14 protein-coding genes are annotated in these 14,033 nt (G+C 67.0%); 6 read left to right on the top strand and 8 right to left on the bottom strand.

All coding sequences use genetic code 11. From position 1 onward, the window contains the following. The first annotated feature begins 260 nt into the window (after window positions 1-260). A complete protein-coding gene (locus tag RSD66_RS12770; RefSeq protein WP_017504443.1) occupies window positions 261-539 on the top strand; it encodes a hypothetical protein in 279 nt (92 codons plus the stop codon). 13 nt (window positions 540-552) lie between these two features. On the opposite strand, the gene RSD66_RS12775 is transcribed toward RSD66_RS12770, so the two are convergent. After that, a complete protein-coding gene (locus tag RSD66_RS12775; RefSeq protein WP_155965908.1) occupies window positions 553-858 on the bottom strand; it encodes a hypothetical protein in 306 nt (101 codons plus the stop codon). Window positions 859-1,038: 180 nt separating this feature from the next. Here RSD66_RS12775 and RSD66_RS12780 point away from each other — a divergent pair, with 180 nt between their 5' ends. The 4 genes from RSD66_RS12780 to RSD66_RS12795 all read left to right on the top strand — a co-directional run bounded on the left by RSD66_RS12780 (window position 1,039) and on the right by RSD66_RS12795 (window position 6,117). Continuing rightward, window positions 1,039-2,853, top strand: coding sequence for a hypothetical protein (locus RSD66_RS12780; RefSeq protein ID WP_415288058.1), 1,815 nt, complete (start codon window positions 1,039-1,041; stop codon window positions 2,851-2,853). A gap of 165 nt (window positions 2,854-3,018) precedes the next feature. Beyond that, window positions 3,019-3,372: a helix-turn-helix domain-containing protein gene (locus RSD66_RS12785; protein ID WP_017504446.1), complete on the top strand. Its 354-nt coding sequence runs from the start codon at window positions 3,019-3,021 to the stop codon at window positions 3,370-3,372. Then, the gene (locus RSD66_RS12790) at window positions 3,369-4,667 is read left to right on the top strand and encodes a type II toxin-antitoxin system HipA family toxin (protein WP_017504447.1); all 1,299 of its coding nucleotides are present in this window, start codon (window positions 3,369-3,371) and stop codon (window positions 4,665-4,667) included. The genes RSD66_RS12785 and RSD66_RS12790 overlap by 4 nt, the downstream gene beginning before the upstream one ends. 40 nt (window positions 4,668-4,707) lie before the next feature. Next, complete coding sequence (locus tag RSD66_RS12795) at window positions 4,708-6,117, top strand: RES family NAD+ phosphorylase (RefSeq protein WP_017504448.1); 1,410 nt, start codon at window positions 4,708-4,710, stop codon at window positions 6,115-6,117. A gap of 374 nt (window positions 6,118-6,491) precedes the next feature. Here the strand turns inward: RSD66_RS12795 and RSD66_RS12800 are convergent, their stop codons facing one another. The 7 genes from RSD66_RS12800 to RSD66_RS12830 form a co-directional block, all read right to left on the bottom strand. Then, window positions 6,492-7,775, bottom strand: a complete 1,284-nt coding sequence (locus RSD66_RS12800; protein WP_017504449.1) for a hypothetical protein — start codon at window positions 7,773-7,775, stop codon at window positions 6,492-6,494. A 167-nt stretch (window positions 7,776-7,942) separates the two neighbouring features. Then, window positions 7,943-9,349 carry a M28 family peptidase gene (locus RSD66_RS12805; protein WP_415289595.1) on the bottom strand — a complete coding sequence of 469 codons (1,407 nt, stop codon included), beginning with the start codon at window positions 9,347-9,349 and terminating at the stop codon, window positions 7,943-7,945. Between the two features lie 122 nt (window positions 9,350-9,471). Further along, the gene (locus tag RSD66_RS12810; protein WP_003169732.1) at window positions 9,472-9,711 is read right to left on the bottom strand and encodes a DUF3297 family protein; all 240 of its coding nucleotides are present in this window, start codon (window positions 9,709-9,711) and stop codon (window positions 9,472-9,474) included. A 100-nt stretch (window positions 9,712-9,811) separates the two neighbouring features. After that, complete coding sequence (locus RSD66_RS12815) at window positions 9,812-10,672, bottom strand: MotE family protein (protein WP_415288062.1); 861 nt, start codon at window positions 10,670-10,672, stop codon at window positions 9,812-9,814. A gap of 85 nt (window positions 10,673-10,757) precedes the next feature. Beyond that, on the bottom strand, window positions 10,758-11,378 hold the full coding sequence (locus RSD66_RS12820) for a DUF6468 domain-containing protein (protein ID WP_415288064.1): 621 nt from the start codon (window positions 11,376-11,378) through the stop codon (window positions 10,758-10,760). Between the two features lies 1 nt (window position 11,379). Further along, window positions 11,380-12,462 carry a flagellar motor switch protein FliM gene (gene fliM, locus RSD66_RS12825; RefSeq protein WP_415288067.1) on the bottom strand — a complete coding sequence of 361 codons (1,083 nt, stop codon included), beginning with the start codon at window positions 12,460-12,462 and terminating at the stop codon, window positions 11,380-11,382. Next, on the bottom strand, window positions 12,462-13,112 hold the full coding sequence (locus RSD66_RS12830; RefSeq protein ID WP_415288069.1) for a flagellar basal body-associated FliL family protein: 651 nt from the start codon (window positions 13,110-13,112) through the stop codon (window positions 12,462-12,464). The genes fliM and RSD66_RS12830 overlap by 1 nt, the downstream gene beginning before the upstream one ends. Before the next feature lie 178 nt (window positions 13,113-13,290). Here RSD66_RS12830 and flgF point away from each other — a divergent pair, with 178 nt between their 5' ends. Continuing rightward, on the top strand, window positions 13,291-14,028 hold the full coding sequence (gene flgF, locus RSD66_RS12835; protein ID WP_415288071.1) for a flagellar basal-body rod protein FlgF: 738 nt from the start codon (window positions 13,291-13,293) through the stop codon (window positions 14,026-14,028). Window positions 14,029-14,033: the final 5 nt, after the last annotated feature.

The following is a 14,033-nucleotide window of genomic DNA, read 5'->3' on the forward strand; positions in this document are numbered from 1 at the left end:
GCCGGCGGCGAGGTCGGTCGCCAACCGGCGATCCCGCGTAGAGCATCAGACCGATTCTCGCGATCTCGCAGGCCCATCCGCGTCGTCACATTGCGCCCGGTCGGCGAGACTGTAGGCTAGGGGGCGACGGGTTCCGGGATGATAGGAGCCGATCTGGAGCCGGGGGACGTCCAGACGTCGGCGGCGGCCGGTTCCGAAACACCGGGCTTCTTCACAGAAGTTCCAGGCCCGTCCCCCATTCATCCTGCACGAGGATTGTTGTGGCCGAAGAGTTCTCCAGCGAGGAAGCGGAGGTCTATGCCGACCTAGCCGAACGGGCCGGCGTCGTGGCCCGCCGCATCCTCGCGGAACGCGGCCTCGTCTATCTCGACGATCTCGATCCTGAAGCGGCTCGTGAGGTTCTGAGGACGGCCTGGCGCTGCGCCGCCGAAGACCGCTTACCCGGTCAGGACATCGCCGAGCTGCACGAGGAGATCGACGCCATGGTCGAGAGCCTGATCATGACCCCGGCCAAGCCCGAGGGCGTGGCGCTGCACTGAACATCGTCGTTCGTCAGGCGTCCGTCGATTTCGACAGCAGCTCGCGATAGGGTTCGCCGCGTCCGCCGGCCTCCGCCCGTGACAGCACCCGGGTCTCGAACTGCGAAGAGACCTGAACCTGGACCTCCCGGTAGCGCATCCCGTCCTGAAGGGAGGCGCATTTCACCTTTACCCCCGACAGGCTGCCGAGCCAGTCGTCCGTCTGGACCGTGACGAGGCCAGGCTGCAACTCTGGCGCCGTGGCTTCGGCGGCCATCCGGTCGAGCGTCTGATCGAGATCGTCACGGGTCATGCGACGGCCATAAGCGGAGTCGGTCACGGTCATCCACCTCGAGCCCGGCCGCGAGATACGTCAGTTTTGGTCGCACCCCGTCCAGGCCCACCTTGTCGCCGGAGGCGAAGCGGCGTCAGGTTCGGCGTGATGTCGCGGCGAAAGGATCACAGCGAGTTTCTGGGGTTCCGCAAGGAGCTGGCCTATGGCCTGCGCGATGGCGTCCAGGTGTCCATCCGCGATGTCGAGCGCGGCGCGGCTTGCCGTTGTATCTGCCCGGCCTGTGGCGGCGAACTCGTAGCGCACAAGGGGGACATCCTCGTCCACCACTTCGCTCACGCCGGCTCCGGCGAAAGCTGCGGAACCGGTCTGGAGACCAACGCGCACCTCTGGGCCAAACAGGCCCTGGGCGCCCATCTCTGGATACGGCTGCCGCCGTTGGTGGCCCAGGGCGGCGGCCTCGCCAGACAGGTCCACAGAGGTCAGGACTTCACCTTCCTCAAGGCCGAGCTGGAGAAGCGTGCCGGCGAGATCGTCCCCGACGTCGAGCTTACGGCGCGGGATGGAAGGCGTCTGATCGTCGAGGTGTTGGTGACCCACGCCTGCGGACCGGAGAAGATCGCACGGATCCGCGCCGGAGGCGTTTCCGCGATCGAGGTGGACCTGTCGGCCTGGAAGGATTGCGACGACGCCGAAGAGGTCGCCCAGGCCTTGCTGACCAAGGCGCCGCGAGTCTGGCTCTTCAATCCCAAGCTCGACGAGGTCGGGGCCCTGCTCGCCAGCGAAGCCGAAGCGCGGGTGCGAGCGGAGGCGGCACGGCAAAAGGAGGCCGGCCGACGGCTGGTCGCCCGCATCCGCAAAGCCCCCGTCCGCCGGCCGCGTGAGCTGGAGCCGATGCGCGCCGAGCTGGTCCGTCTGGGCTATGGGCGGCTGGTCGGCGGCGCCAGGCCCGGCGACGGCTTCGTCGTGCCGGCGCATCTGTGGAAGGCCGCCGCCCTGTCCCGGCTCGTCGCGCGCGCGCTCGATGGCCGGCCGGTCGATCAGGTGACCCCGGAAATGCTTCTGGGTCTGATCCGGGACTGCCTCTGGAGCGATGATCGTCCGCCCCGGCAAAGAGCGAGCCTGGACGCGCTGAGGTCAGCTGTGCCCGGCTTCCGACCGCCCAGCGAAGCGATGCAGGCCTTTATGGACGACCTGCAGAGCGAAGGGCTCCTGTTGTATCGCAAGGGCGATCATCGCCTGTCGCCCGCGCTCATCGAACGGGTTCGATCCGACCGGGAAGCTCGCCGCGCCGCCGCAGCGGCCGAGGCGGCGCGGCTGCGGCGGGAGATGGATGTCCAGGCCGGATTGGAACGCCTGTTCGCTCTGGCTGAGCGGCCGACGGAGGACGACGCCTTCTCCCTGGCGGCGTGGACTCGCAATTCGCCGGTCGCCCCCGGACGGAGTCTGGCCGATCTTGTGATGGCCGGCGACGCCGACTGGCGGGCGCTTCTCTCCGGCCTCTCGGCCATCGAGCGGATGCTGGAGGGGGGGGCGCTGACGGATGAGCTCCTCGGCCTGCCGTTCGAGGAGCGGCTCGAGGAGGCCCGGCGGCAGGCAGCGTGGATCGTGGCCCAGGAACGGGCGGCCCAGGAAGAGGCCGAACGTCGCGCCAGAGCTGGGCGGATGGTCGCTATTCGAGAGGCGGCCTGGGCCGCCCTGAACGGCGAGGCCGAATACTGGCTCTCATCCCCTTTGGCGCCGGGTGCCGCCTGCGCGATCAGGACGTCCGAGCAATCCGACGAGGGCCTGGGCGCCGCGCTGGGCGCCCTCAGGCGCCATGTCGCGGAACTGGAGGAGGCCGCCCGCAAGGCCGTGGTCATCGAGGGCTTTCAGGCTCGGCTTCGGCAGGCCGCCGGGGCAAGCTTCGAGCCCGCCCGCGCCGAGTTCTTCCTCAACAACCGCCGCCCCGAACTCGGCATGGCGACCCCGCTGGCGTACTGTGTCGATGAGCGCAGCCTGCGGGAGGCGATGAGCCTTCTCGGAAGTCGGTCCAAACGATAGGAAGCCGCACCCCCATAAGTCGTCAAAGTTGACGACTTAGTCGAGAAATTCGCGATAACTCGTCACCTATGACGAATTATCACGCTAAACCTACCCGCTCATAATTCGTCATTGTTGACGAATTAACCCTCAGAGTGGTAGATAACTCGTCGAAAGTGACGAATTATGAAGATCACCAATCTCACCACGGATCAGACGGTTCTGGCCGAACTCGGCCGAAGAACGGCCGACTATCGACTGCAACGTCATATGACCCAATCGCAGTTCGCCGAAGCCGCGGGCGTTTCCAAGAGCACCGTTGAGCGTCTCGAAGCGGGCGAGTCCGTCCAGCTCATCAATCTCATCCGGGCCCTGCGCGTCCTCGACAAGCTTGAGGCCTTCGATCGCTTCCTGCCGGAGGCTCCGGCCAATCCCGTCGATCTTCTGGAGCGCCACGGCAAGACCCGACAGCGCGCCCGGCCGGACGCCCGACCGGACGAAGACGTCGGTCAGCCCTGGCGTTGGGGAGACGACGCATGACCCTCGCCGCCGTCAATCTGTGGGGGCGCCGCATCGGCGCCGTCTCGCTGGCCGAGGGCGCCGACGTCGCGACCTTCGCCTATGAACCGGCTTTCGTGCGCTCCCAGATCGAGGTGGCGCCGCTGTTCATGCCGCTCGGCGACCGCATCTACAGCTTTCCGGGCCTGAACCCCGAGAGCTTCTACGGCCTGCCGGGCCTGCTCGCCGACGCCCTGCCCGACCGCTACGGCCACACCCTGATCGACGCCTGGCTGGCGACCCAGGGCCGGACGCCAGACAGCTTCGATGCCGTGGAGCGGCTCTGCTACATGGGCGCGCGCGGCATGGGCGCACTGGAGTTCACACCGGCGGCGGGGCCGCGGACCCGCAAGTCGGAACGGATCCATATCGAGAGCCTTGTTCAGTTGGCCTCGGAAGTGCTCAGCAATCGCAACACCCTGCAGGTGTCCTTCGCCGACCCAGACAAGGCCGCCGCCCTGCATGAAATCCTGCAGGTCGGCACCTCGGCCGGCGGCGCCCGCGCCAAGGCGGTGATCGCCTGGAACCCGGAGACGAACGAGGTCCGCTCCGGCCAGGTCGAGGCCGGAGATGGTTTCGGCTACTGGCTCCTCAAGTTCGACGGGGTCAGCAACAACAAGGACCGGGGATTGGCCGACCCCCAGGGCTACGGCGCCGTGGAGTTCGCCTATTCCGAGATGGCCAAGGCGGCCGGGATCTCGATGACGGACTGCCGGCTCCTTCCCGAGGGCGGACGCCGTCACTTCATGACCCGACGGTTCGACCGCACGGAGGCCGGCGGCAAGCTGCACATGCAATCGCTCGCGGCCCTTGCCCACTACGACTACTGCAGCCCCGACAGCTACACCTATGAGCAGGCCTTCCAGGTCATGCGGCGGCTGGGTCTGCCGATGGACCAGATGGAGGAGCTGTTCCGACGCATGACGTTCAACGTCGTAGCCCGGAACCAGGACGACCATGTCAAGAACATCGCCTTCCTGATGGATCGCGAAGGCGTCTGGTCGCTCGCCCCCGCCTATGACGTGACCTGGGCGATGGATCCGACGAACAAGTGGCTCCGGCAGCACCAGATGTCGGTCAATGGCCGCCGCGACGACTTCACCCGCGCCGACCTCGAGGCCTGCGCGGCCACGGCGTCGATCAACGCGGCCCGCGCCCGCGCCATCATCGACGAGGTGGTGGCGACCGTGACCGACTGGCCGGGCTTCGCGGAGGCCGCCGAGGTCGATGAGGCCATGCGCGCCTCGATCGACCCCAGCTTGCGCGTCAACCTCTGACACCCTCGCGAACCCGCGTTACAGCGCCTATGTCCGGATCATGACCGACGCGGACGACCCCGAGGATACGGACGACAAGCGCCTGTGCGTCCAGTGCATCGGCGACGAATTTCTAACCGCCGAGATCCTGAAAACCGGGCAGACCGCCGTCTGCGGCTATTGCGGCAAGACCGACAAGACCGAGACCATCAGCGAGCTGGCAGATCGGTTCCACGACGTCTTCGAAGAGCACTACGAGCGCGCCGGCGAAGTGGGCTGGGAAAACGAGCGGGGCGACCCTGTCGACTATCTGGTCGCGGACATCGGACGTCTGCCGGAGACCGCCGCCAGCGATATCCAGGAGGTCATGGCCGATCGGCACGAAGACCGGGAACTCTCGGAGATGGGCGACAAGAGCCCCTACGACGCCGAGCTGACCTATGTGGAGAGCAACGTCGACATCCGGGAATTCGAGGAGGCCTGGGAACACCTGGAAGCCGATCTGCGGACCCGCCATCGCTTCTTCAGTCGAGAGGCCGAGGAAGTGTTCTCCCGGGTGTTCGCGGACCTGCGCACCCAGAAGACCTGGGAAGGACGCCCGGTCATCAGAACGATTGGACCGGGGACCGACATCACGGCCCTGTACCGTGCGCGGGCGTTCCAGTCCGAAGCCCGGTTCGACGAGGCCATGATTGATCCGGAGCAGTACGTCGGCACGCCGGCGACCATCTATGCCCAGGGCGGCCGAATGAATCCCAAGGGCGTGCCGTTCTTCTACGGCGCGACGAAGGAGAAGTTGGCGCTCACGGAAGTTCGCCCACCGGTCGCCAGCAAGGTACTGGTGGGACGGTTCGATCTGCAGCACGAACTCCGTGTGCTGGACGTCGAGGCGCTGGAGAATGTCCTGGAGCGCGGCAGTCTGTTCGATCCCGGGTTCAGCCAGCGCCTCGCACGGGCAAAATTCCTCGGCCGTCTGGCGCGTCGGATTCGGATGCCCGTCCTGCCCGACGACGAGGCGACCGACTACCTGATCACCCAGGTGATGGCGGACTTCCTCGCGATGCGGCTGGCCCCCGAGATTCACGGAGTGATCTACGGCTCGGCGCAGGGCACGGCGGACGCGTTCAACGTCGCCCTGTTCAACGCGTCCTCACGGGTGCGTGCAGCCGAGGTGGTGAAGAACGCGTCCTACGAGGTGCGGTTCTCCGGGAACGATGAAGAGATCGACGCCTGCGTGGTCACGACCACAATCACCCCATCGCCGCCGGAACCGCCGAAGACCACAAAGCGGGGCATAATCTTCGAGTACGTTCCCCCGGACCCGGCGACGTCCGACCTGCGCCCGGAGACGCTGGTGCTGGATCGCGACAGCCTGCGCCTTCACCTCGTGAAAGAGATCTGCGTCGATACGGATACGCTCTCGATCCATCGCTTCACGCACGACGACAGCGACTCGGACACGCCCTTCTGAGTGAGGCGGCTGGATTGGTGCGGGCGGCCGGGGTCGAACCGGCATGGGCAATGCCCGACGGATTTTCATACCACTTCGACTTTCGCCGCCGCCCCGCTCCGGAGAGCGAGGACGTTCGTGGTCTGGACTATCCCTTCGTCATAGCCCGAAGGCCTTAGACGCCGCCCGTCTAGTCTCTACACCTTCCCGTCCGGAGACGGGCTTGGCTCGGGATCGCCATCTGACAGGGTTCCCCGACTTTGAGCGGTTCTACGTCCGGGATTTCCCCCAGCGCACTCAATCCTCAGCTTAAGTCCGTTGCGTCTACCAGTTTCGCCACGCCCGCGAGCCGAGCCAGCTCTATAGCCGTGTTCGTGCCATAGAGCCAAGCAGGCTCACGCGACGTCCGTCGCCTCCGCCTTCTTCGCCCGCCGTTTCGCGGGCTTTGGCTTGCGGACGTTGATCGCCGAGGCGTCCAGCACATTCTTGATGTGTGAGGCGTAGTATTTCTCGATCATCTCCACGCTGGTCCGACAGTTCTTGGCGACCTGATAGATGTCGGCCCCTTCCATCAAACGCATCGAGATGTAGGTGTGGCGCAGGCTGTAGGCGGTCCTCGGTCGACCATCTCGATCCTTCTTGAGTCCCAGTTCGTCGAGAACGGCATTCAACAGCTCGCGCTGCACGAGCCCGAAGACCAGATCGGTGGGCTGACCATTCTTCCGCTTGAGCACCCGTTCGAACGGCCGCACCGCGCCGGGCATGCTCTTGCAGTAGCCGACCCCGCGTTTGCCGCGCACCTCGATCTCCAGGATGCGTTCCCCGGTCGCGTCGTCCTCGACGATCGATACGTCCCGGAACTCCAGGCGCTGAGCCTCGTCGGGGCGTAGACCCGTGTTGACCATGAACAGCACGAAGTCGTGGAACTGCTCGCACTCCTCCCGCCAGCGCTCCTTCTTCGGGTTTTTCGCACGCTCGCGCGTCGCCTCGTAAAGGCACTTGTACTCCTCCGGCGAAAACCACGCGCGGTGGCTCACCTTCCCCGACGCACGATAGGGATTGCTCATATCCGGGAGCGCCGAAATCCAGCCCTTCCGGTTCGCCGCCTTCAGGATTTGGCGCAGGCAGACCATCTCGTTGTGCAGGGTTTGGCGGCTGGGCCGTTTCCACGCTTTGGCCTTGCCTATGCGTTCCCGCCCGTCAGCAACGTAGCGCACCCGCTCCGGCTCGTCGGGCGGAGTGACCCGGTGAAGGCGATAGTCCTGGATGCGCCCGGCCGTGACCTCGGAAACCGGCAGGTCGCCGAAAAAGGGGTCGAGGTAGAGACGGATCACCCTCCCCTTGCCGGCGACGTAGTGGGCGTTCCGCTCTCCGAGCGTCATCGCCTCGAACTCTTTCACGAACGCGGCGGCGGCTTCGCGGAAGGTCTTCTCTCCCGGCTTCTTCGGCTTGGTTCGCTCGGGGATGACAACCGGCGCATCGGGCGCCGATGGCAGCGCGCCCCGCCGCCTCAACCGGTCCTCTGCGACGCGGTCCAGATACCAATCCTGCGCGAACTCGCGTGCGTAGGCGACGTTGGTTTCCTTGGTCGACTGACGATGATTGCGACCGCTCAGATAGGTCGCGCACTGCCAGTACCGGCTGTTCTCCCGTCGATAGACGTGGAGCCGGCCGTCCATGAGCGTGTGAGACTCCGCCACATGACCTCCTTGCCGCGAACGGCAACTGTGTAAGGCATGTGTAAGTCTGTAACTCCGCTAATTCGTTGATTTATATACGTAAATCTACGGTAGTGGGTTTTAAGTCGCTTGCGTCTACCAGTTCCGCCACGCTCGCAGGGCGCGCCTCAGCGCTTCGCCTCCTGTGCCGCACGAGCGGCCCGGAAGTCCACATCTGAATCAGCGATCAGGCGCACCAGCGCCGCCCAGGCGGCGACGTTCTGGGTCATCTGGGCCGGGTCGATCTTGTCCAGCGTATCGTCGGCGGTGTGGTGCAGGTCGAAATAGCGCGTGCCGTCCTGGCGCAGGCCGAAGACCGGAACGCCCGCCTTGGCCAACGGGCCGATATCGACGCCGCCATACAGTTCCGGCTCGCCCGGCAGCACGCCCAGCGGGCGCAGGATTCGCTCGGCGATGCGGGCGAAGTCGGATCCCTGCGAGCCGGGCGGCAGACCCAGGGCGTAGACGCGGTCGGCGCCGAAGTCGCTTTCGCCGGCGATGACGTGCTTCTCGACGCCCGCGCCGATGTTGCGGACATAGGCGCCGCCGCCGTTGCCGTGATCGGTCGGCTGGGCGACCTCTTCAGAGCCGTACAGGACCACGCGGACGGTGCGCTCCGGACGGGCCTGCTCGGCGATCAGCTTGGCCGCCGCCAGAGTGATGGCGCCGCCCGCCGCGTCGTCGATGGCCCCGGTGCCCAGGTCCCAGCTGTCCATGTGCGAACCCAGGACGATGATCTCGTTCGGACGCGAGGCGCCGACGATGTCGCCGATGACGTTCTGGCTGACCGTCTCATAGGTATGGGCGGTGGATTTCAGGCGCAGACGCAACGTCTCGCCCATGCCGACCAGACGCGCCACCTGATCGGCGTCCGGCGCGCTGAGGGCGAAGGACGGCAGCGGCACCTTGCCGTCGACATAGCGGGTGGTGCCGGTGTGCGGCATCCGGTGTTCATCCGACCCGGCCGAGCGCATGACGAAGGCGACAGCGCCGCGCTTGGCCGCCTCGGTCGGCCCTTGGCTGCGCAGCCGCGACAGGGGGCCATAGCCCGAGCCGTCCTGCATCCGCACCATCTGGCCGCCGTCGACCACGGCGATCTTGCCGGTCAGCGACCCGGCGGGCGCGGCCGCCAACGCGTCCAGGCCGTCGAAGAAGACGATGTCCGCTTCGACGCCCTCGGCGGGGGTGGCGATGGAGTGGCCGAGCGCCGCCACGACCAGCTTCTGCGGACGGGCGCCCAGAATCTCGGCGCTTTCCTCGCCCCGCTCCCAGCCGATCAGGGGGAAGGTCTCGATGCGGACGTTCTGGAAGCCGTGGGCCCGCATGTAGTCGGCGGCCCAGGCGGCGGCGTCCTGCTCGGCGCGCGAGCCCGCCGGGCGCGGGCCGAAACGGGTGGTGATCTGGGTGACGTAGTCGAGGGCGATATTGCCCTTCAGCGCCTGGTCGCGCACCTGCTCAGCGGCGCGGATGGTGCGGGCGTCCTGCGCCAGAACCGGCGTGGCGATCAGGCCGAGCGCCACGGCGCTGGCCGCCATCAGACGGATATTGAACGACAAGAGCGCCTCCCAGACTCAATGACAGGCGCGGACCCTAGCGGGCGAAGCCTGCGACCGAAAGTCTCAGCTTCGCCGCCAGAGCGGAAATCGAAGGCTCTCGATCACTCGCCCTTGATGAAGGGCTCGACCGGGCCCTGCAGTTTGACGGTCAGGGCCTTGCCGCGGCGGTCGACGCGGTTGCCGACGGCCAGACGGACCCAGCCTTCCGAGACGCAGTATTCCTCGACATTGGTTTTTTCCTCGCCCTTGAAGCGAATGCCCACGCCGCGCGCCAGCAGGTCGGCGTCGTGGAAGGGGCTGTCGGGATCGACCGAAAGGCGGTCAGGCAGGGCGTCGGACATGGCAGGTCTCATGAAAAGGCGAAGCGGGCTGAATAGCCGCGCGGACGGATCGCGACAACCATTCTCCCCCCTCCCCTCAATAGCGGAGGAGCCAGGGCGCTTACTGCACCGACTGGCGCGGACCGGTCGGGGCGTCAGCCGCCGCCGCATAGGGGCGCGGGCCGGTTTCGGCGGGCGCAGCCGCCTTTTGGGCAGGCTGGGCGGCGGGGCGGGCCGCCGGACGGCGCGGCGTCGTTTGGGCAGCCTGAGCGGGCGCAGGCGCGGCTGCGGCGGGTTGAGCGGCTGGGGTCGGAGCCGGAGCGGCAGCGGCGGGCGCGGCCACGGCGGCGGCGCGGGCGGCGTACTGCTCGGCCTGGAAGCGTTTGGCCAGCTTCTCGGTCAATTCACGCGCGGCGGCGGGCGGCATCTGAGCCATGATGGCGGCCAGGGTCCGGGGGCGCATGGCCGAGGCGACCGGCAGGCGCACCCCGTCGTCCAGGGTGGCGAAGACCGCCGCCGCCTCCTTGGGCCGCATGGCGGAGTAGACGGCGACCAGGCGGTCCTCTTCCGCCTTTTCCTTTTCGTCGACCTGACCGACCAGGGCGCCGATCTCGCTCTTGAGGGCCTCCAGAGCCTGCAGTTTGGCGTCCAGCTTCTGCTCTGCGGCCACCATCAGCGGCAGGGTGGTGGCGAAGTCGGCGTCGCGCGCATCCAGGGCGTCGCGGCGTTTGGACAGGGACTGGATGATGCGCAGCTCGGCCGGAGAAATCCCCGCCTGCTGGGCCAGTTGTTCGGGCGTCAGAGCGCAGACAGCGGCGGGCTTGGGCTCGGGCTTGGCCCCCTCGCCTTCCTTGACGACGGCTTCCTGAGCCCATGCGGTCGCGCCCTGAAACAGATCCGGCGCCACGCCCGCAGCGCGCACGGCCACGACGCCGCCGATGGCGACGGCGATCAGGGGCAGAAGGCGGGGCAGCTTGCTCATCGGTCAAACTCAGGAAAAAAGCGGCGTAACATCATCGCCCCTCAAGTCGCCTGACGCCGCGCGTCAGGCATAGGGGCTCTTAGAATCAAGCAGCGAACAGGTCGTCATCCAGACTACGGCGGGCGCGGTTTAGGCTCTGTTGCGCAGCATGGTTAGCGGCCAGGGCCTGCATCATCGGCGAGGCGCGCTCAGGCGCAGGCGCGGGCTTGGGGGACGACTTGGGCGATGGGGCCTTCATGACCGCGCGAGCGCCTTCGATGCGTTCCATCAGGGCGGCCATTCGACGGGCGCGGGTCTCGTCATCCAGCAGGGGCGAGACCGCAGAGGCGCGGGCTGGTTCAGCCTCGGCCGTCGCCTCGATCTCGGCCAGAGCCCTGGCGGAGGCGCGGCGCTCGTCCTCGCGCGTTTCGATGCGGCTGTCGGCCGGGCGGGCCGGGGCGCGGGCGATCAGCACCTCCAGTTCCTGCTTCACGGCGCGGGCCTTGATGATGCGGTCGTGCAGCAGGTCCGTCTCCTGGCCCGAGGCGCGCAGGGTGGCCAGGGCCTGTTCGGCGCGTCCGGCGGCGCTGTTCAGCTCGGTCACGGCGGAGGCGAAGGCCAGCTGGCCCTCGCGCAGCGTCTTCAGCTTGCGCTCCAGCTTGATGCCGTAGCCGATGGCCGCAACCAACAGCAGCATGAGGATGGAGTCGAGGATGATGCCGGTCATGTCAGCTGTTCTCCCTGGCGAGGCGGGCGGCGGCGTCGGTGCTGATGGGGCCTTCGACGCGGACGGCGATGTGCTGGCCCTTGCGGCCCATCTTGCCTGTCGTCAGCGGGATGGATCCTGCGCGCACCGAGACTTCGGACTCAGGCGTCACGTTCAGCATCAGGGTGTCGCCGACCTTCAGATCCAGCACCTTGGACAGGGGCATCTGCTGCTCGTCCAGCACGCAGCGCACCTCGGTTTCGGTGGTCCAGAGTTCGGTGGCCAGGTGGCCTTCCCAGATGTTGTCGCGGCCGAACTTCTCGCCCATGAACTGCTGCAGCAGCATCTTGCGGATCGGCTCCAGCGTCGAATAGGGCAGCAGCAGCTCGACCCGGCCGCCGCGATCTTCCATGTCGATGCGCAGCTTGACCAGAATGGCGGCGTTGGCGGGGCGCGCGATGGCGGCGAAACGGGGGTTGGTTTCCAGCCGGTCCAGATTGAAGTGGACGGGAGTCAGGGGTTCGAACGCCTGGCGCGCGTCGTTGAGGATGACCTCGACCATCCGCTGCACCAGCACCCGTTCGATGGTGGTGTAGGGCCGTCCCTCGATGCGCAGGGCCGCCGTGCCGCGACGCCCGCCCAGCAGGACGTCGACGATGGAGTAGATCAGGTTGGAGTCGACCGTCAGCAGGCCGTAGTTGTCCAGTTCCTCCGCCCGGAACACCGCCAGAATGGCCGGAAGCGGGATGGAGTTCAGATAGTCGCCGAAGCGGATGGAGCTGATGGTGTCGAGGCTGACCTCGACGTTGTCGGAGGTGAAGTTGCGAAGGCTGGTCGTCATCAGCCGCACCAGGCGGTCGAAGACGATTTCGAGCATCGGCAGGCGCTCATAGGAGACCAGGGCCGAGTTGATGATGGCGCGGATGCCGCTGCGCTCATCATCGTCGCCGCCGCCCATGTCGAAGCCCAGCAGGCTGTCGATCTCATCCTGGTTCAGCACACGCTCGGACAGACCCGCGCCCAGGTCGGCGCCCAAGTCCGCGCCCAAGTCGGCTTCGCCGCCGAAGGGATCCAGTTCGTTGTCGGGGGCCAGGGTGTCGCTCATTACTGCACGAGCATTTCTTCGATCAGCACGGCGTCGACCTTGCCGGGAGCGGCGATCAGGTTGACCCGGCGCAGGATCTCGGCGCGCAGCTGATACGACCCGGCCGACCCGGCCAGATCCTCGGGGCGCAGTTCGCGCAGGAAGCCCTGGAACATGTCCTGCATCCGCGGCGCCTCGGCCTGAAGATGCGAGGCGACCGAGGCTTCCTTCATCTCGAGCGTCAGCCGCAGCTTCAGATAGGTCGGGCGCCCGTCCACGGACTGAATGTTCACGATCATGTCCGGCAGGGTGTAGAAGGTCACGCCGTCAGGACCGGCCGCCACCTTGCCTGCGCCGGCGGGCGCCTCGCCCTCCTTGCCGCCGCCGTGACCGCCGCCCTTCTTCTCTTCCTTGGCCGGAGCCGCGTGCCCGCCCGCCGCCTCGGCGGACTTGGGCTTCATCAGCATGAAGGCGGTCGCGCCGCCCCCGCCCAGCACCACCAGCGCGGCAGGAATGATGATGAACAGCAGCGGGATCTTCTTCTTGCCCGAGGCCTCGGCGGCGCCGTCTTCGCCCTCGGCGCCGGGCGCAGCCTCGCTTACGGCGGGCAGGTTGGCGTCGTCGCCGACCGGCGCCTCGCTCTTCTTCTTGCCCAGCTTCAGTTTCAGCATGCCCAAGCCGCCCCGATCCTCACATGCCGGGTGTGGCCTGTTTTGGTTAACGAGGCGTTTACGATCGGCAAATCCTGCCGGGCGCCGCAGGGCCTGAAACCCCTCAAACCCCCATTCTACGGGCGTTAACCCTGTTGGCACGGTCGTTGCGACGGGAAAGGGCGAAAGGAGCCCGCTCGTGGAAAACGCCGCCTATATCGGATTGTCACGCCAGATGACGCTTCGCCGCGAGCTGGACATCGTGGCCAACAACGTCGCCAACGCCGACACCACCGGCTTCAAGGTCGAGCAGCTGATGGTCGGGACCGAGATCGGCGAGCGCGCCCGCAACGACGCCATCCGCCCCTCAGCCAGCTTCGTCCTGGACAAGGGCGTCGGCCGCGACTTCGGCCAGGGCGCACTGAAGCAGACCGGCCGCGACCTGGACTTCGCCATCGAGGGCGAAGGCGCCTTCTTCACGGTGCAGACTCCGACCGGCCCCGCCTATACCCGCGACGGCTCCTTCGTCACCGATCCCGAGGGACGGCTGACGACCAAACAGGGCCTGTTGGTCATGGCCGACGGCGCCGAGCTGGACCTGGACCCGCAGCGCGGCCCCGTCAGCGTCGCCCACGACGGCACGGTCAGCCAGATGGGCCAGCCGCTGGGCCGCCTGACCGTGGTGCGTTTCGACGACCTGTCGGTGCTGCAGAAATCGGGCGACGGTCTTTACCGCAACACGTCCGGCGCCGAGCCGATGGAGGCGACCGACGCCCAGGTTCGTCAGGGAACGCTGGAAGGGTCGAACGTCAACACCCTGATGGAAATCACCAACCTCATCGAGATCAACCGCGCCTATGAGCGCGTGACCAAGATGATCGAAAACACCAACGACCTGTCGCGCCGCTCGATCGAGCGGCTGGGCCGGGTTTCGTAAGGGAG

Source organism: Brevundimonas sp. S1H14 (genome assembly GCF_047716865.1).
Classification (GTDB): Bacteria; Pseudomonadota; Alphaproteobacteria; order Caulobacterales; family Caulobacteraceae; genus Brevundimonas; species Brevundimonas naejangsanensis.

Coding starts and splice junctions, on each gene's coding strand:
- RSD66_RS12785 (WP_017504446.1), top strand. CDS start 3,019: ATGAAGATCACCAATCTCACCACGGATCAGACGGTTCTGGCCGAACTC.
- RSD66_RS12790 (WP_017504447.1), top strand. CDS start 3,369: ATGACCCTCGCCGCCGTCAATCTGTGGGGGCGCCGCATCGGCGCCGTC.
- RSD66_RS12795 (WP_017504448.1), top strand. CDS start 4,708: ATGACCGACGCGGACGACCCCGAGGATACGGACGACAAGCGCCTGTGC.
- RSD66_RS12800 (WP_017504449.1), bottom strand. CDS start 7,775: ATGGACGGCCGGCTCCACGTCTATCGACGGGAGAACAGCCGGTACTGG.
- RSD66_RS12805 (WP_415289595.1), bottom strand. CDS start 9,349: ATGGCGGCCAGCGCCGTGGCGCTCGGCCTGATCGCCACGCCGGTTCTG.
- RSD66_RS12810 (WP_003169732.1), bottom strand. CDS start 9,711: ATGTCCGACGCCCTGCCTGACCGCCTTTCGGTCGATCCCGACAGCCCC.
- RSD66_RS12815 (WP_415288062.1), bottom strand. CDS start 10,672: ATGAGCAAGCTGCCCCGCCTTCTGCCCCTGATCGCCGTCGCCATCGGC.
- RSD66_RS12820 (WP_415288064.1), bottom strand. CDS start 11,378: ATGACCGGCATCATCCTCGACTCCATCCTCATGCTGCTGTTGGTTGCG.
- fliM (WP_415288067.1), bottom strand. CDS start 12,462: ATGAGCGACACCCTGGCCCCCGACAACGAACTGGATCCCTTCGGCGGC.
- RSD66_RS12830 (WP_415288069.1), bottom strand. CDS start 13,112: ATGCTGAAACTGAAGCTGGGCAAGAAGAAGAGCGAGGCGCCGGTCGGC.